Origin of the sequence: Neoehrlichia mikurensis, assembly GCF_019186785.1 — a bacterium.
GTDB lineage: Bacteria > Pseudomonadota > Alphaproteobacteria > Rickettsiales > Anaplasmataceae > Neoehrlichia > Neoehrlichia mikurensis.
Genome location: NZ_CP066557.1, coordinates 729203 through 747621 on the forward strand (window position 1 = coordinate 729203; position 18419 = coordinate 747621).

The window sequence follows — 18419 nt, forward strand, 5'->3', positions numbered from 1 at the left end:
TATATTGTTTAGGTTTCTGAATCAAAATCAATATATTCCCTGTAACAGTATGTACTGCTTTCTATTGAGTGTGTTTTAGTAATTATTTATCAATTGATAGATAGAAATTTGATTTTGCATGTAGATTGTGTGCATTTGTATGCTACAATAACAGTATATTGAATAGTTATTAATAGGCAATTGAATACTTGAGATATTTAAGTAATTTTAAGTTGTAGTAAAAAATTTTAATTTCAAGTTTGATTGTAGGTATTTGTTATGTATGTATTTTATAATTAGTCGAATATATATATTATGGAATATATTAGTTAATTAGAAATTAGATAAGAATTATTATCGATAAAATTTTTAGAAAACATAATAGGAAATTATATGTGAGATATAAAAGATAGGGTATTTCTTATGCTTAATATACTAATGATGATGCCTTATAGGGAATAATGCTATTTTTTTACTACAGCAATAGATGCATAAATTATTTTAAAGCTTTTTGAATAATTTTATTAAGATGAATTATGTAAAAGCTTGTATAAAGGGAGAAGATAATAAATTATTTAATGAACTAGGAAAAAATCTGTATAAGAATAAATAAGTTTTGTAAGAAAGCGTTCATGTAATAAGTGTTATATAAAAATGCATAAAACTATGACACTAGCACTAGAGTTATAATCAAAAGTACGTATGTAAGTGTTTATTTCACATCATAGTACATGTTAAAAAGTCTTAATTGCTTATACTCTTAATTATGTTTTTTATAAATTAATTGTTTTTCTATTTAAGAAACATTTTTTAATTCATGATTTATCTTACTTTGAATGGTTTGTAAGTCACTTGCGCCAACAAGTAATGAATTTCCTATTATTATAGATGGAGTTCCTTCTATACCAAGTTTTGAAGCTAATATTTTATTATTTTCTATCATTTTTTTGATAGATGTTAAGTTGCTATTCAGTGATTGTTTAAAATCTTTTTCACTAATATCTATTGATTCTACAATTTCTAAAATTGTTTCATTTGTCAGAGTTTTATTACTAGGCAATGCCAATGCTGCATAATAAAAATCTATATATTTTTTTTGGTCAATAAAATGGATAGCTAGGGCAGCTTGTGCAGCATTTTGTGAAATTTCACCAAGAATTGGAAGATCTCTTAGAATTATATGAACTTTATTGTCTTGTATTAACTTTTTGATATCGTTAAGCATCATTTTGCAATATCCACAAGAATAGTCGAAAAATATTGTGACAGTTACTTTACTATTTTTTAGCCCTAATGAGGGATAGGATGCATTTTTAATTTCTTTAATATTGTCTTGTATTTTTTTACTTGTTGTAGATTCGGCTAAGGACTTATATCCATTTCTAAGTGCATTAGTGATTTTTTGCGGATTTTTAAAAATATACTCCTCAATAATTGACTCTATGGCTTGTTTATCAATTTTGTGATTTTTATGATCAGAATTATTAGAAATCCAACTACTAATTAATGGAAAACCTGCTACTAGAATTACTAAACCAAGTAAAAAGAAAATTCTTGCCATCTAAGTCCTAACCAAATAAATCTACAGCACGGTTATCATGAATTAATCTTGAAGTCAATGTTCTATTTATTATGTGATATTATTAATAAGAATAATGTGTTAAATTGCATTGATTTAAGGAGTGTAATCTAAAACTATCATTATATAATCTTTTATGAAGCTAAAATGTAGATATATCTTTTAATCAAGACTAATTATTCTTATTACATTCAAAATAATTTCTGTTATATTTTTTTTGCATTGTAATATTTTGTTGAATAGTGTGTTTACTAAATTTAATTTAATTAAGTATTTGTGAAAATTTTTAATACAATAAATAAACTATAGTAATGAATTTAAATTTATGTTTGTTTTTTTATAATTTGATGTGCTTTATTAGTGGATCAATTATTACATTCTACTTAATAGATGTTAATAGTGAAAAATATGCTTAAAAGAACGCAGCTTATAGGGTATACACTTATACTATAGGACTTATTCTTTATTAATGCCTAATTAAAGAATTCATCCAGCAACTTTTTATACTAAAACTATCAACAGCACTATATATTATTAATAGATAACTTTCAATAACATTAAATGTAATTAATAATACTGTTCTGTTATATACCTTTGCTTAATATTAGCTATGTATTTACTGCGATATCGTATAGCAAGGTTTCTATTTGATGAGTAATAGAATTTAAATTGAAGTTACATAATGGCTACTTATTCTTAGTTTAAAAAGAAGGAGGTTTATTTAATAATTGTGACTTTATTCTATACATGTAATGAATAGATCTTAAATGTGTGCTGCTTAGTTATATATAACAATGATTTTACTGCAAATATCGTTGATGTTTATTTTAATACTAGATTTATGGCATATTTATACACTAATGAATCTTAAAGTTTTAATTAATAATGATGCTTACTATAGGAACAGAAAATAAAATGACTAAAATACACCTTGAAACTGATCATTTCAATCACCCTGCATGGAATCCTGGATTAAGAATTGATTTGTATTTTTAGGTATTATTGAATCCGAGTAAATTAGAATGAGTTGTTTATTGATTTCTTCAAGTTACTATTTATGTAATCTTATCAGCTAATGTTTTGTAACGATTAAGTAGGAGTTTATATTATGAAATAGTGGTGTATAGTAAAATAAACTATTTTATCCATTTTTTTATTATGATAACTTACCTTTGAAATACTACAATATGCAATATTTACATATTTCTTATAAGTTATTATAAAGAACTATATATTAGTTAGCAATTTGCGCATATGTGATTATCTTGATTAGCAATTTTGTATTTAAATTTTTTGTCTATTTACGTGAGATTATATGTGAATAATGTACAAAAAACATATTTAGGTATTGTATACTTTTGTTGTATTAATATGTTTTCCTATAAATAGTACTTTTCAAGTGTTATAACTTACTTGCTTAAAAGCAGTAGTTCAAAGTTAGTATTTGCTAAATAGTATATATGATGGAATCATTGTTACGGAATTGATTGTAAGCAGTTAGGGCATCAAAAATGCAACAAAGTCAGTATAAGATTGCAATATGGCTTTTGTTATGTTGTATAATGATATTAATTATGGTTTTTGTTGGAGGGATAACACGTCTTACTCATTCAGGACTATCAATTACTGAATGGAATCCCATTATTGGTATAATACCACCACTTAATGATGATGATTGGCTTCAAGAAAAAAATAAATATAATGTAACTCCTGAGTATAAATATTTAAACTATGATATTACATTGGAAGAATTTAAAGTATTGTATTTGATAGAGTATTTTCACAGATTACTTGGAAGAGTTACAGGTATAATATTTTTTGTTCCATTGTGTTATTTTATATATACAAAAAAGCTTAACAAACATCTTTATAATTTTGTAATTATTGCATTTTTAGGTATGTTGCAGGGGTTAATAGGGTGGTATATGGTTAAAAGTGGGTTAGTAGATATGCCGTATGTTAGCCATTATAGATTAGCAGCGCACTTATTATTAGCACTTGCAGTTTTTTGTTTATTATGGAAGAATTTTCTTAATATTGTGGTTATAAATGATGTAAATACTGTAAATTTTACAGGAATGGTCCTACTTAAGATTATCTTTATTCTGATAATTTTTCAAATAATATATGGTGCTTTAGTAGCTGGATTAAATGCTGGATTGATATTTAATACTTTTCCTTTGATGGATGGAGAGATAGTTCCAAAAGGCTTATTTTTTATGCATCCATGGTGGCGTAATCTTTTTGATAATATTATTACTGTGCAATTTATTCATAGAGTTGTAGCAATGATTATTATCACATTTGTTATAATTACTACAATAATATTAAGATCTTATCGTGTGATGTATTTATTATGTGTGTGTACTATTACTCAGTTTATATTGGGTATTGGTACTTTATTATATCATGTACCAATATTTTTAGCAGCCATGCATCAAATAATGGCGTTTATTTTGTGCTCCATTTCTTTGTATATTTTGCATTGTACAAAGTTAAAGCAGAAATAAATTTGTCTATATTTTTATATAATGTTTAAGTATCTAAAAGCATTTTTACTTTTTCAAATATTTTAATGATGTATGTATTAAAATAAACATTTACATATTATAAAGCAATATGTAAAGTGCTGTACATTGTGGTATTCAGGGGATTAGTTATTGTGAGACAAAAAGTTAATATTATTGATATTCAAAATAAAAAAGGAAGAGAAAAAATAGTTTGCTTAGCTGTGCATACGTTCTCAATAGCAAGTTTAGCTGATCAATATTGTGATCTTTTACTGGTAGGAGATTCTGTTGGTATGGTTGTTTATGGTATGGAGTCTACTTTAGAAGTTACTATAGATATGATGATTAATCATGGTAAAGCTGTTGTTAAGGCTAGAAAGAAGTCATTTGTAGTAGTTGATATGCCGTTTGCAAGTTACTTTACTAAAGAAATTGCATATGAGAATGCTGCTAAGATATTAAGTCAAACTGGATGTGATGCTGTAAAAATGGAAGGTGGGTATGAAATTGCTAATATAGTATCTTTTTTAACACGCAATGGTATTCCAGTGATGGGTCATGTCGGTCTTATGCCACAACATTTTAAAAAATTAGGTGGATATAAATGTCAAGGAAATACTGATTTGTCATATGCATCTATAGTAAAAGATGCAGAAGAAATCTATAATGCAGGTGCATTTGCTGTGGTGTTAGAGTGTATAAATGAGAGTTTAGCTGTTAAAATTACAAATGATATTCCTGTCCCCACTATTGGTATAGGTGCTTCTCTTTCTTGTGATGGACAAATTTTAGTTATTGATGATATGTTAGGTTTATCAAAATATTGTCCAAAATTTGTTAAAAAATTTGCTAATATTAATGAGGTTATCGAAGAAGCAGTTAGTAGTTATGCACAGGAAGTTAAAGATAAAAAATTTCCTAGTGATATTTATTGTTATAAATTATAAACATGGATTTATGTACTAAAATAACATAAGTATTTTCTATTGACTGATAATAAGTTTTGAAATAGGTAGGTGTGGCGTTTTTAAAAAAGCAACTGATCATTTTAAAGTAGGATTCTTATGACTTTAAAAGTGTTTTTATATAAATTTTTGCTTTTCTTATTATATTATAGGCTGTTATTTAAGTGCTGCTGATACTTAAAATTATGTAGGTAATTGATTTGTGGATTTGTCAGTTATTGTAAGCGTTATTTATGGTATATCATATATTTTTTAAATAATCGATTAATGAATTATGGAGTGTTTGTGAAAAAAATTAATGCTTATTTTTAATAGATAAGATTTATATTAACTTTGTGGTATATATGGACTAATAATTATTCTGTCTTTTGTAAGTATTATATATCATATATTTTTTAGATACCAACTCATGGACAATAAATTTTTCTAGAAAAAAGACTCAATATTTATTATTTGACAAGGAGTGAAGTTTATATTGGCTTTGTTATCAGCTACGATAATAATACCATTTTGTTTTTGGCGAATTGAAATTAATTCAGTTATCAATTGTATAGAATTATGATCTAAGTTTGTAAATGGCTCGTCAATCACCCATATTAATGTGTTATATATTAAGAGCCTTGATAAAGCAACTTTTCTTTTCCATCCGGCAGATAAGTTTTTATACTGTATGTCTAAAACTTGATTAATACCTAAAAAGCATACTGCTGCTTCAACTAATTCCTGTGTGTCTTTAAGAGCTGCCCAAAATTTTAAATTTTCTAAAACAGTAAATGTATCGTTACAAGCATTTTTATGACCGATATATGTCACTTGCGAAGTATATGAATCAGAGAGTTTTATAGGGCAATTATGGAACTTTATACTACCAGATCGTATTGGAAAAAAACCTATAATAGCTCTTAAAAGAGTTGTTTTTCCGCTTCCATTTCCCCCTGTAATTATAGTTACTGAGCCCTTATTTGCAGAAAAACTTAAGTTGTTAAATAAACGTCTTTCCCCCCTGTAACAGGATACATTAATACATTCTAGCATTGCTTTCTGACTAAACTGGTGCAGTATATCATGAAAATAGTTAATTCACAAGTTGGATGTTTATTTTGCTTGATATAACTATTATGCAATTATGCAATAATGGCTAAAATAATCTTGATTACAAATTGTATATTTCTGATTTTTTGAAACATAGCAATTTGCTGTGTTTTATAGTTGGTCGATTATAAAGTTATTGATCAATAAGTTTTATATTTGCACCGCATAGATTGAGTTTTTCCTCGATTGCTTCATATCCTCTATATAAGTTATTGGCATTGTTTATTATAGTAGTACCTTTTGCTGTTAAGCCTGCGATTAATAATGCTGCAGCAGCTCTTAAGTCAGTCGCCTGTACGGAAGTACCATTTAGGGATTTTACTCCTGTTATTATAGCAGTTTTATCTTGTATTATAATGTTAGCTCCCATTTTAATTAATTCACCAATGTATAAAAATCGATCTTCAAAGATATTTTCTTTAATATATGATGTATTAGTTGCATGACATAATACAGATGCAAATTGTGCTTGCATGTCACTGGGAAATCCTGGATAAGGATGTGTATCTATAGATATAGCATTAATTTTGTTTTTCATATTTGATACAATGATACTATTATGTGTTTGCTGAATATTACCTCCTATTGCTTTAAGATGGTCGAGGAAGCATTTAATATTGTTTACGGTTATTCCTACAAGTTCAATACAGCCACGTGTTAATATTGCAGCTAGTGCATATGTTCCAGCTTCTAATCTATCAGGAATTATTGAGTAATGACATTCTGATAATTGGTTTATTCCTTGAATTTTTAATGTTTTAGTGCCAATTCCTGAAATGTTTGCACCTGCCATAACTAAAAAATTGGCTAAATCTGAGATTTCTGGTTCTATTGCAGCATTGTTAATGATAGTGACTCCATTCGCTAGAATAGCCGCCATTAATATATTTTCCGTTGCTCCTACGCTTACAGATTGAAAATTAATTTCACATCCTTGTAATGTACCATTTACTGAATACTCGATATAGTCATTATTTATTTGAATATGAACGCCCATTTTTTGTAGTGCTTCTAGATGCATATCTATTGGACGCTTACCTATTGCACACCCTCCAGGTAGTGCTATTTTAGCTTTTTTAAGTCGTGCTAAAATTGGTCCTATAATTAAACAGGATGCGCGCATCTTATGTGTTAAGTTATAAGGCACTATTTCTTTATGTAAATTTTTGCAATTAATGTTTACAGTATGATTAGCTTTATTGTGTCTGTTATATATAAATTGAACTTCAGCTCCAAGGTTAGTTAACAGTTCAGCCATTGTTATTGTGTCTGTAATATTTGGTATATTATGCAGTGTTACTTGTTGATTAAAAAGTATGCATGCTGCCATTATTGGCAATGCAGAATTTTTTGCTCCATTTACTATTACTTTTCCAGAGATAGGGCGGTTGTTATTATTTACGTAAAGTACTTTTGTCATGTATTGAACTATTAACAATAGTAGAATTTTTTTGATGCATAAAGCACAGTTATTATTTTTTCTTGCATAATATGAGTATTGATTTTATTGTTTACGAGCTTATTATTGGTAATGTCACATCTACTTGCTTCATATATTTTCCACTCATTTCATCATAAGAAGTGTTGCATTGACTTTTACCTTGTAGAAATATGAATTGACATGCTCCTTCAAAAGCATATATCTTAGCTGGCAACGGGGTAGTATTCGAAAATTCTAAAGTAACATACCCTTCCCATCCAGGTTCCAGAGGCGTAACATTTACTGTAACCCCACACCTAGCATATGTAGATTTTCCAACGCATAATACAATTACGTCTTTAGGAATTTTAAAATATTCTACTGTTTTTGCTAGTACAAAGCTATTTGGTGGTATTATACAGATATCAGTTGTTTTATCAATGAAACTTTCTGAGGAAAAATTTTTAGGATCAATAATAACAGAATGTGCATTGGTAAAGATTTTGAATACATTATTGACTCTTGCATCATAACCATATGATGAGAGTCCATAAGATAAAACACCTATACTTTTTTTGCAATCAACAAAAGGTTCTATCATTTTATCATATATTGCTCTTTCTTTAATCCAATGATCAGGCATTACTGACATATAAAACTTTACTTTAGTATAAAAAGATAAAGTGGTAGTTTATAATTAATAATTATGAAATGCAAGTAAAACTTCCTAAATAACACAATGTTCAAAAGCATATATAAAAGTCTTCATAAGGGAGAAATTTTTAGGTTATTAGTGAAGTAAAATTTACCGTATAAAAATAATACATAATAAGAAAACTTATAATACAAGTATTTACGAGGCATACTAAATAAACTTCATGCATTACCAATGTAATATATGTTGAATATATTAGTTGAATGTTTTGATACTTTTATATTATTAATAATAAGCTTAAAGTATACATTTTGTATTTCAAAAACTATGTTATTTTTAGAAAAATTACCATAAAATTTATCAACTTATTAGTAATATAGAATTTACTTTTTGTTGTGAAGATAATACTTTTCTTTAACTAAAGAATATTGATTAATTATTAATTTTGTACTAATTGTTGAGTAATTAAAATATCTAGCAAATAAGAATTTACTGCATAGAAACATATATTACGGATTTTGCTTATTAAGGTAAGCATAATTATTGACTAATTCAATTAACCCTGTTTCAATATTGTTTTTATATAACAACAAACAATGTGTTATGCTAGATTAGCAGCATTATATATGGCATTATTATAAATAACTGAAATATATATTTTAACATAGTGCTAATTATGACATGTTAGATTAATTATAAAAGTAAAAAGTTATTATATATAATATATATTAAGATGATACAAAAAAGTATAAGTTAAGGTATGGGCATATACTATGCATGTATTAATACTAATAAATACAAGATTATACTGATTTATTTAGCTAATGTTATATTTATGAACTGAAATAATGGAGTTATTGATTACATAAATGTTATTTTTATTACAACTTACCTTACACTTATTTTACTAAAATGATACTATAAATGGTGAGTGAATTTAAATATTAATTTAATTATAAACTCTATAATTTTTTTAAAATATATTGTTAGCAATTTAAATAACAGTATCTAAAAAATATTTAAATCATTAATTATCTTATAATTTGCAGCTAATAATTTATTATATGTATGCCCATAATATTTTTCTTGCAAGTTAATATATTAAAATATACCATAGTATGTAAGATAAATATATGTATTATAGCACTAGTAGGATACTATCTTATTAGTAATGTACGTATTAATATTTTTAATTTAATTTATATTTTTAAGGGTTTTTTAATGTCTCAGGTAACAAATGAGAAAGTAACTTATACTGGTCATGTTAAATGGTTTAGTATAGAAAAAGGTTATGGCTTTATCTGCAAAGATAAAAATGTTAGTAATAACAATAATAAGAGTAGAGGGAATTTTGGGCAGAATTGCAAAGATGTTTTTGTACATATCACTTCACTTCAAAAAAGTAGGATTGAAAATTTAAAGGAAGGTCAAAAAGTAAAATATCAGCTTGATGAAAATAATGGAAAAGTTTCAGCAGTTAATCTTGAAATTCTCGCGGATTGAAGTCACATATAATTTTTTGTTAAATGTTTAGTAGATAAACTCTTATAGGTGTAATAAAAAAATCAATAAAGCTAAGGGTTGTTCTATAGTTTTTTAGCAGCCAGTTTTTGTATCATGGATGAGAGATTTTATTTATCAGTTTTTATATAATAAACTAAAGCGTTTTAAATTAGTTGCATTATTTTTAACAATATCTATTTTTTTATTATCTATTGTTACCTATTATATTGCATTTTATTATAGTGATTCTATTAATCCTGATCCAGGTAAAGTGATTAAGTTAGTATTTGTTGACTTAATGCTATTTCTTTTGTTAATCACAACTGTATCTTATAGATTAATGCATATATGGATACAAAAAAAACGTGGAAGGTTAGGTTCAAAACTTCAAGCAAAAATTGTATTAATGTTTTCGGTTGTAGCAGTTATTCCGACGATTATTATTTCAGGTTTTTCTATTTTATTTTTTAATTATAGTATTAAAACATGGGTTAATAAGCAGGTTGATGCTGCTATATCTGAATCTATGGAAATAGCAGAAATATATTTACAAGAACATCGTAAAAATGTCAGGGTTGGCGTTTTATCTGCTGCGCATTATTTGCGTAGTAAATTGATGACAATGCATTATTATAACAAAAAGTTTCGAGGTGAATTATTGCAATCTATATCAGACTTAATAGGATTATCAGAAGTAGTTGTGTTTCAGCCAGATAAAATTATAGCAAGTAATAAACTAAGTTTTATTTTAGATCTTAGTATGGTCCCGTGGCATAATTTAAATACAATGCAGCGTGATGTTATAGTGTTTTCTAATGAAGATGTAATGCGTGCTGTAGTTATATTAGATGTAGAATCTTCAACATATTTAATGGTAGGGCGTGTTATAGATAAAAGGCTTTTATCACATTTATTGATTACTAAAAATGCGGTGAAGTCTTATAAGAATTTGCGATTACAAGTATCATCACTACAGATACAAATTTCTATGATATTTCTTTTTATTTCTTTATTGTTATTATTTATGGCTATTTGGGTAGGTATTAATTTTTCAGGAAATATAGTACAACCGTTGTTACATTTATTTTATGCTACGCGTAAAATTCAGAAAGGAGATTTAACATTTCGCATTAAAAATGGCAAAGTTGGAGAAGAAATGTCTACACTTGCACGTGCATTTAATCAAATGACGTTAAAACTTAGCAAGCAACGTGCGCAACTTATTAATGTATATCGAGATATTAATGAAAGAAAAGAGTTTATAGAAGCTGTATTATCAGGAATATCTTCAGGTGTAATAGCAGTAACTTGCGATCTAATTATTACTTTAGTGAATAATAAAGCGCAAGAACTATTATCGCCTTGTAATATTGTGTATAGTTCTTTGGATGAGATTTTCCCTGAAATGTCTCAGTTAATAAAAAATAATGTGTTAAAAGGCGAGATAACAGTTTTAAGAGATAGAAAATCTTTTACTTTATTAGTAAGAATTGAAAAATTAAGTGATATATCTAAAGGTTATATTATTACATTTGATGATATTTCAAAACTTGTTGAAGCTCAGAGGATGGCTGCATGGTCTGATGTTGCGAGAAAAATTGCTCATGAAATAAAGAATCCCATTACTCCTATTTATCTTGCAGCTGAAAGATTGAGTAGTAAATATTGTAAAGAAATAACTTCAGATAAAGATACTTTTAATAAATATATTAGTACCATAATGAGGCATACTATTAGCATTCGTAATATTGTTGATGAATTTGCAAAATTTGCTAGAATGTCAGATCCTGTGTTTGTTATTTGTGATATTTGTCATTTACTTGACGAAATCATTTTTTCTGGGCAATTTAGCAGTAAAGTAATACAGTATAAAATTGTAGCTCCAAAATTGCCTGTTTATGTTTTTGTGGACGAAACTCAAATTAATCATGTTTTTATTAATATATTTAAAAATGCTTGTGAGTCAATAGATGCAAAATGTCAGGTAGATGGTGTGATTTTAATTTCAATATTTGAAAAAGGTGATTATGTTGTTGTAGAAGTACAGGATAATGGCATTGGATTCCCGGAAGAATTAATGAATAAATTGACAGAACCATATGTTACTACACGTAGTCAAGGTACAGGATTAGGACTTGCAATAGTAAAAAAAATTTTAGATGAGCATAACGCGACTATAGAATTTTTTAATGTGAGAGATGGAGGATTAGTTAGGATAATGTTTACTAGATATAAAAACAATGAAGTAGTGGTGCAGCAGATATGTTAATTAGCTCAACAGATGAGTTAAAAAAGTTTTGTGATTTAATATTAAAAGATCATCCTCAATATATAGCTGTTGATACAGAGTTCATGCGTAGCTATAAAGAGTATTATCCCAAATTATGTTTGATACAAATAGCCTATCATAGTCAAAAATGTATTATTGATGTTTTAGAAGAGAACTTAGACTTATCGCCATTAAAAAGTATATTTTATAATAAAAATATTACAAAAGTATTTCATGATTGTAGACAAGATTTAGAAGCTTTATCAACGAGGTTTTCTCAGAGTCCTAGCCCAATTTTTGATACTCAAATTGCTGCAATGTTATGTAATTATTATGATAATGCGGTAAGTTATTCAAAATTAGTTGAGCAGTTTTTGGGAATAACATTAGATAAATTGTTATTAAAGAAAACTAACTGGATGCTGCGTCCTTTATCACAAAATAAAATAGATTACGCTTTGGATGATGTAGTATACTTATATCAACTTTATGCTAAAATTTACGAAAGACTTGTATCTCATGAAAGATTATTGTGGTTTTTTGAAGAAATGCAAGCAATAGAGGTTAATAAGATAAATTATGATGCTATTTTTGATGGATTGAAATTTGTTCATAATATTACAGAAGATTACATTTTAATAGCAAAGTATATAGTTGAATGGCGTGAAAAATTAGCAAGACATTTTAATGTGAATCGTAACATTATTATCAATAATCAATCTCTTTTATACTTAATTCGTGATCTTGCATGTGGAAAAGATATTAGTGTTATAAAACAATACGTTAAAGAAGAATATTTACAAGATATACTATTAAATGAATTTATTGTTGTAAAAAATTGTGATTATCAATATACAAAATTTTGCGGATCTATGAGTTATGATCAATCTGTATTAAGCACATTAATAGTGTTTTTACATAGTCTATGTTATGAAAATAATATATCATATAGATTAGTAGCTTCTAAAAATGATTTAATCAAATTTATTAATCAAAAAACAGGTCCTATAATTAATGGGTGGAGATATGAATTTTTTGGAAAGTATGTGGAAAATTTTATAAATGGCAAGTCAAATATAGTATCGTCAATAAAAATTCAAGATTCTAATTACATCGGTATTTTGACAAAACTGACAGATAACATTTAAATTAAGTATTTTTATATTACATATTATTATTTGTATTCCATTATGTTACTAATAACTATAAATTAATAATTATGTTAAATAAGAGGATATTGTTATCATTTAATATAAATAATTTAAATAGTATTTTGATAGGAATAATACTTATTAGGGTTACTTTTTGTAAACAGTTTAATAACTATTTAACAACCTTTAAAAAGTTATTAAGAGAATGTTTAGTACTAGCAAGTACGGAAAAGTTGTAAAAGTACTGTAGATTTTGTAAGTATAAAGTTCCATAAAGTACATTATGGGACTATACTTTTGTATTGAAAATATTTTATGAATTAGAGTGAAAAAATTGTTAAAAGCAAAAAAGTATAATACTTAAGGGTCATATATACTTTTGGGAAGCTAGAATTTTATAATAAAGTACATTATGAAATTATGTTTTTGCACTAAAAATGGTTTCTCTAAACTAATGTGGAAAAAAATTTTATTAAAGGGCAAGAAGTTTTTTAACGTAACTAGTACTATGCAATCATATGGAGCTAAGAATTGATAGATTTATACACAAAATATAATAACCGCAGCATATGCAAATATGGAAGTAATATTTTCATCAGCTTTATACAATTTATATTAAATAAGCTTATTTCCTTTTTGTTATTACTACTTTTTGAGTATATATGCTGTAATGTTGTCAAAGTTATATGATGAGCTTACTAATATTATAAAAATTTTCGAAATTATAGTACTATCTTAATATATAAAGTATTTATCAATACAATAATTATTGTAAGAACTTTTTATGTAATACAGTTATATAGTATTATATGCATTCAAACAATTATATATTTTATAATGATGTTTAGGATTATATAATCCAACAGGGGTTCTATATTTAAAAGTAATTTACTTCAGTGATTTAGAAGGACGATGAACCTAATTAGTAAGCCTTTAGTATTGTATAAGTTTTACAGTAAAATCTGTTTTGTATAGCTGTTATCTTATCATTGTAAGCCAAGCATCTTCATCAATAATTTGTATGTGTAGCTTTTTTGCTTTTTGATATTTTGATCCTGGATTACTTCCTACAACTAATAGATTTGTTTTTGTAGACAATGATGACTGTACTTTAGCACCTAGCTGTTCTGCTTGAAATTTTGCTTCAGTTCTTGACATATTTGAAAATGTACCAGTAAATACTATTATTTTACCAGTAATGTTTGAGGTATTTGTAGAGTGCTCTTTATTTTTAGCATTGATTATATTTAATTTTTGCACAATCTTACTTAGAATATTAATATTTTGCTGTTCAGAAAAGAAAACTCTTAGAGATTCAATACTTTTTTTGCCTATACCGCTGATATTGATATTGTCCTTTAATAGTAGCATTGAAGCATACCAATTTTCATATGAAATATAATGTTGAGCTAGTGCTTTAGCAGTATTTTTACCAATAAATCTTATTCCTAGCGCAAAAATAAAATTTTCTAAACTTACATTTTTACTATGACGTATTGCTTGCAGTAGATTAGCTATAGATTTTTTTCCCCATCCATGAGTATTTTCTAATTCCATATTATTAAGTTTTTCTTCTAGAGAAAAAATATCATCAATACTGGTAATTAATGATTGTTCATAAAAAAACTCTAACTGCTTTTTACCAATGCCAATTATATTGAGTGCATCTCTAGAAACAAAATGTTTCATTTTTTCTAATATTTGATTTTTACAAGTTAGTTCTCCAGTACAGCGTAAAGCAACTGCTTGTTGATCTTTGTGTAGCTTACACCCACAAGATGGGCAATGTGAGGGAAAGATAAATTTATGTGATTTTTTACTTCGTAAGCTTTTATCAACGTCAACAATTTGTGGTATAACATCACCAGCTCTTTTAACGGTAACATAGTCACCTATACGTATGTCTTTACGAATTATTTCATCTTGATTGTGTAAATTTGCCCTTGATATTATTACTCCGCCTATGTTAATAGGTTCTAATTCTGCAATGGGGGTAATAACACCCGTTCTACCTACTTGTATAGAAATATTTTTTAATTGTGTTTTTGCTTCTGTTGATGGGAACTTGTGTGCTATTGCCCAGCGAGGGTATTTATTAGTTATTCCAAGTTTTTTTTGTAGGCTTATATTATTAATTTTATATATAACCCCATCGATATCATAGCTAATATTATGACGATTATTATAAATTTTTTCGTAAAAATTTAAAGCCTCTTCAATATTACTTGTTGTATATGAGTTTTTGTTAACACAAAATCCCCAATTATCTAGTTGATGAAGGAGTTCTTCTTGTGTATTAATATTGTGATTAACTATTGAGTATACAAAGTACTTAAGATTGCGTGATTTTGTTATTTCATGGTTTAACTGACGGACAGATCCCGCTGCAGCATTACGTGGGTTTGCGAAATTACATGTTTTATTAATCTGTTTGAAATTATGACGATCCATGTATATTTCTCCTCGTACTTCTAACAGATGTGGTGCATTTTTTATAATATGAGGAATATCCTTGATTGTTTTAATATTTTGTGTGATATCTTCCCCAAAATACCCATTACCACGTGTTGATGCTTGTGTTAAGACTCCATCTTTGTATAACATTGAGAACGATAATCCATCAATTTTTAGTTCGCATATTATTGTTAGTAGTTCATCATTGTTCATATGTAAGAAGCGTTTAGTTCTTGAAATAAATTTTTCTATGTCAGTTTTAGAAAAAGCATTTTCAAGTGACAACATAGGAGCTAGATGTTCTACTTTATAAAATTTTGTGTTGACCAGGGATCCTATAGCATTTTTATAGTTATCATATTTTTCTAATTCTGGAAATTGTTCTAATAATTCTTTTTTAGACTTATATAACATATCATACTGAGCATCTGTAATTTCTGGATTATCATATCCATGATATAGCTTATCATGATATGCAAGCTGTTTGTTTAATTTTTCAAGTTCTAGCTTTTTTTGCTTTAGCATTGTACCAATGTAATACCCTTTGACTTAATTAGTTCCTGCAACTCACCACTTTGATACATTTCACGTACTATGTCACATCCCCCTATAAACTCACCTTTTATGTATAATTGTGGAATTGTTGGCCACTTTGTAAACTGTTTGATTGCTGTACGTAATTCTGGATCTTCCAATACGTTTATGCTTTTAAACGTAAGATTCATTTTTTGTAATATACTGACAACTAAACCAGAAAAGCCACATTGCGGAAATTCGCTAGTACCTTTCATGTAAAGTACTATATCATTATTTTCTATATCATGTTGTATTTTACTTATTATATTACTATTTTGCATAAGCACTCCTAATTCTTTACTTCCATCCTGTATGTATTTGTACAGCATGGACATCTATTCCATTTAAAACTTCATAAATCATTCTATGTTGTGCTATTTTACTTTTATTTTTAAAGTCTTCTGATAAAACTGTTATTGAATAATGATCATTATCATTAGCTAAACTACTAACACTAACTTGAGCGTTAGGAAATGCATTTTTAATTAATGTTTCTAATTCTAAACGTGTTATAGCCATACATCATAAGATTAATTAAACATGGTATTTATAACACGTTTTTATATTAAGGTAAATGCTTTATATTTTTTACCTTAACTATAAATAAATACTAATATCAAGGTATACTATGGTAATTTTATCACTTACTAAAAATAAAAATTTATTATGCATAAATCAAGTATTTTAAATATATTACTTTGAATATTATTTTAGTTAATGATGTATTATCATATTAAATTACTGGTTTTGTTTATGATTTAAATAACGCTAAACTTAAAAAAATCCTATAACAAATCATATTTTCATAATTTTATAATAATTAAATATCATATTATTTTTTAAACATTATAAGCCTTTAAAGCGTAAATTTTTTTGAATGTGAGACCTACATATATATTAAAAGATCTTATATTCATAAATTAATTAAGTATAAATTTAATACCAAGCTCACCCCCGAAATAATTAAAATCAAAACTAGCTTCAGCCACATGATCATCGGTAAATTTATTATTATTAGCTTGAGCAGCATTATTACCAAATTTAATAGGTTTATGAATAACAGGGGTAATAAAAGTATTATCATGAGTAGCATGATAATAAGCATCAGCGAATATAGCTACGGAGTTAGATAAGAAGTAATTAACACCAGCTTTAGCTTGATAAGAGAATTTAACATGAGGCATATTAAGAGCTTTAACTAAACTAGCACCTACACCAGCACATAAGTAAGGAGAAATTTCACCATTTCCAAGAGCATCGGAAGTAAAATCATAACACAAATTAATCATAGTAGCAGCAGCTGAAATATTAGAGTTCTTTATAACATAGTAATATTTATTATGGTTATTATTCTGATCCGCCGGCTCAGCAGCTATCTCATCATTGGCATCTTTTAATTTAGCAGCAGCAGCGAAGTATTTATAAGCATTTTTAAGGGTACATTTATTAGAGTTTTTCAATTCAAAATTTTCAAAAGATCCTTCCAATTCAAGTCTAACACCATTAGGAGTAGAATAACCAATAAGTCCACTAAAACCAGCAAAACTATTATTATAAGTAGGTTTATAAAATCCTTTAAAATTACCCTTAAAAATGCTTATAAATATTTCGCTGCTGCTGCTAAATTAAAAGGTAACAATGATGAGATAGCTGCTGAGCCGGCGGATGAGAATAAGAACCATAATAAATATTACTATGTTATAAAGAACTCTAATATTTCAGCTGCTGCTACTATGATTAATTTATGTTATGATTTTACTTCCGATGCTCTTGGAAATGGTGAAATTTCTCCTTACTTATGTGCTGGTGTAGGTGCTAGTTTAGTTAAAGCTCTTAATATGCCTCATGTTAAATTCTCTTATCAAGCTAAAGCTGGTGTTAATTACTTCTTATCTAACTCCGTAGCTATATTCGCTGATGCTTATTATCATGCTACTCATGATAATACTTTTATTACCCCTGTTATTCATAAACCTATTAAATTTGGTAATAATGGTGATGCTAATAATAATAAATTTACCGATGATCATGTGGCTGAAGCTAGTTTTGATTTTAATTATGATAACCGTGCTGCAGGTTTATTTGATTAGGATTAGAATGGTAAGAATTTTCTTTTTACTTGGGTTAGTAATTCTAGTAGCAAGTTTTCCATTAATTAGTAGTTAGATTTCTAATATCCTAATTGCAAAAATCAGAAATTGATAAAATTGATAAAATTGTAGCTTTTTTATTTGTGGGTTAAAGTTATGGTGCTAATATAATTTTT

The 18419-nt window shown here is 26.9% G+C and carries 14 protein-coding genes; 6 read left to right on the forward strand and 8 right to left on the reverse strand.

Annotation, left to right across the window (positions count from 1 at the left end):
- Window positions 1–775: 775 nt before the first annotated feature.
- On the reverse strand, window positions 776–1540 hold the full coding sequence (locus HL033_RS02920) for a DsbA family protein (protein WP_218193813.1): 765 nt from the start codon (window positions 1538–1540) through the stop codon (window positions 776–778).
- Window positions 1541–3069: 1529 nt separating this feature from the next.
- On the opposite strand from HL033_RS02920, the gene HL033_RS02925 reads away from it, so the two are divergent.
- A complete protein-coding gene (locus tag HL033_RS02925) occupies window positions 3070–4068 on the forward strand; it encodes a COX15/CtaA family protein (protein WP_218193814.1) in 999 nt (332 codons plus the stop codon).
- A 128-nt stretch (window positions 4069–4196) separates the two neighbouring features.
- Window positions 4197–5015, forward strand: a complete 819-nt coding sequence (gene panB / locus HL033_RS02930) for a 3-methyl-2-oxobutanoate hydroxymethyltransferase (protein WP_254815649.1) — start codon at window positions 4197–4199, stop codon at window positions 5013–5015.
- Window positions 5016–5459: 444 nt separating this feature from the next.
- Here the strand turns inward: panB and ccmA are convergent, their stop codons facing one another.
- The 3 genes from ccmA to dcd form a co-directional block, all read right to left on the reverse strand.
- The gene (gene ccmA, locus HL033_RS02935; protein WP_218193815.1) at window positions 5460–6068 is read right to left on the reverse strand and encodes a heme ABC exporter ATP-binding protein CcmA; all 609 of its coding nucleotides are present in this window, start codon (window positions 6066–6068) and stop codon (window positions 5460–5462) included.
- Between the two features lie 190 nt (window positions 6069–6258).
- Entirely contained in the window at window positions 6259–7545 is a 1287-nt protein-coding gene (gene murA, locus HL033_RS02940; RefSeq protein ID WP_218193816.1) for a UDP-N-acetylglucosamine 1-carboxyvinyltransferase, read from the reverse strand.
- Window positions 7546–7636: 91 nt separating this feature from the next.
- Window positions 7637–8197: a dCTP deaminase gene (gene dcd / locus HL033_RS02945; RefSeq protein ID WP_218193817.1), complete on the reverse strand. Its 561-nt coding sequence runs from the start codon at window positions 8195–8197 to the stop codon at window positions 7637–7639.
- A 1224-nt stretch (window positions 8198–9421) separates the two neighbouring features.
- On the opposite strand from dcd, the gene HL033_RS02950 reads away from it, so the two are divergent.
- From HL033_RS02950 to HL033_RS02960, 3 genes are all read left to right on the forward strand, one after another.
- On the forward strand, window positions 9422–9703 hold the full coding sequence (locus HL033_RS02950; RefSeq protein WP_218193818.1) for a cold shock domain-containing protein: 282 nt from the start codon (window positions 9422–9424) through the stop codon (window positions 9701–9703).
- 118 nt (window positions 9704–9821) lie between these two features.
- Window positions 9822–11972 carry a sensor histidine kinase NtrY-like gene (locus tag HL033_RS02955; protein ID WP_218193819.1) on the forward strand — a complete coding sequence of 717 codons (2151 nt, stop codon included), beginning with the start codon at window positions 9822–9824 and terminating at the stop codon, window positions 11970–11972.
- Window positions 11966–13120 (forward strand): ribonuclease D, encoded by a 1155-nt coding sequence (locus HL033_RS02960; protein WP_218193820.1) that lies wholly within the window; start codon window positions 11966–11968, stop codon window positions 13118–13120. Before HL033_RS02955 ends, HL033_RS02960 begins: the two co-directional genes overlap by 7 nt.
- A 981-nt stretch (window positions 13121–14101) precedes the next feature.
- Here HL033_RS02960 and ligA read toward each other — a convergent pair.
- From ligA to HL033_RS02980, 4 genes are all read right to left on the reverse strand, one after another.
- Window positions 14102–16102 (reverse strand): NAD-dependent DNA ligase LigA, encoded by a 2001-nt coding sequence (gene ligA / locus HL033_RS02965; protein WP_218193821.1) that lies wholly within the window; start codon window positions 16100–16102, stop codon window positions 14102–14104.
- Window positions 16096–16434, reverse strand: coding sequence for a Grx4 family monothiol glutaredoxin (gene grxD / locus HL033_RS02970; RefSeq protein WP_218193822.1), 339 nt, complete (start codon window positions 16432–16434; stop codon window positions 16096–16098). The genes ligA and grxD overlap by 7 nt, the downstream gene beginning before the upstream one ends.
- Window positions 16435–16450: 16 nt before the next feature.
- Entirely contained in the window at window positions 16451–16672 is a 222-nt protein-coding gene (locus HL033_RS02975) for a BolA/IbaG family iron-sulfur metabolism protein (protein WP_218193823.1), read from the reverse strand.
- A 401-nt stretch (window positions 16673–17073) separates the two neighbouring features.
- Window positions 17074–17760 carry a P44/Msp2 family outer membrane protein gene (locus tag HL033_RS02980; RefSeq protein WP_218194508.1) on the reverse strand — a complete coding sequence of 229 codons (687 nt, stop codon included), beginning with the start codon at window positions 17758–17760 and terminating at the stop codon, window positions 17074–17076.
- Between HL033_RS02980 and HL033_RS02985 the strand changes: the two genes are divergently transcribed.
- Window positions 17734–18243, forward strand: a complete 510-nt coding sequence (locus HL033_RS02985; protein ID WP_255323782.1) for a P44/Msp2 family outer membrane protein — start codon at window positions 17734–17736, stop codon at window positions 18241–18243. The genes HL033_RS02980 and HL033_RS02985 overlap by 27 nt on opposite strands.
- Window positions 18244–18419: the final 176 nt, after the last annotated feature.

Excerpts from the sequence above, each read along its gene's own strand:
- HL033_RS02920 (WP_218193813.1), bottom strand. The coding sequence starts at position 1,540 with ATGGCAAGAATTTTCTTTTTACTTGGTTTAGTAATTCTAGTAGCAGGT.
- HL033_RS02925 (WP_218193814.1), top strand. The coding sequence starts at position 3,070 with ATGCAACAAAGTCAGTATAAGATTGCAATATGGCTTTTGTTATGTTGT.
- ccmA (WP_218193815.1), bottom strand. The coding sequence starts at position 6,068 with ATGCTAGAATGTATTAATGTATCCTGTTACAGGGGGGAAAGACGTTTA.
- murA (WP_218193816.1), bottom strand. The coding sequence starts at position 7,545 with ATGACAAAAGTACTTTACGTAAATAATAACAACCGCCCTATCTCTGGA.
- dcd (WP_218193817.1), bottom strand. The coding sequence starts at position 8,197 with ATGTCAGTAATGCCTGATCATTGGATTAAAGAAAGAGCAATATATGAT.
- HL033_RS02950 (WP_218193818.1), top strand. The coding sequence starts at position 9,422 with ATGTCTCAGGTAACAAATGAGAAAGTAACTTATACTGGTCATGTTAAA.
- HL033_RS02955 (WP_218193819.1), top strand. The coding sequence starts at position 9,822 with ATGAGAGATTTTATTTATCAGTTTTTATATAATAAACTAAAGCGTTTT.
- HL033_RS02960 (WP_218193820.1), top strand. The coding sequence starts at position 11,966 with ATGTTAATTAGCTCAACAGATGAGTTAAAAAAGTTTTGTGATTTAATA.
- ligA (WP_218193821.1), bottom strand. The coding sequence starts at position 16,102 with ATGCTAAAGCAAAAAAAGCTAGAACTTGAAAAATTAAACAAACAGCTT.
- grxD (WP_218193822.1), bottom strand. The coding sequence starts at position 16,434 with ATGCAAAATAGTAATATAATAAGTAAAATACAACATGATATAGAAAAT.
- HL033_RS02975 (WP_218193823.1), bottom strand. The coding sequence starts at position 16,672 with ATGGCTATAACACGTTTAGAATTAGAAACATTAATTAAAAATGCATTT.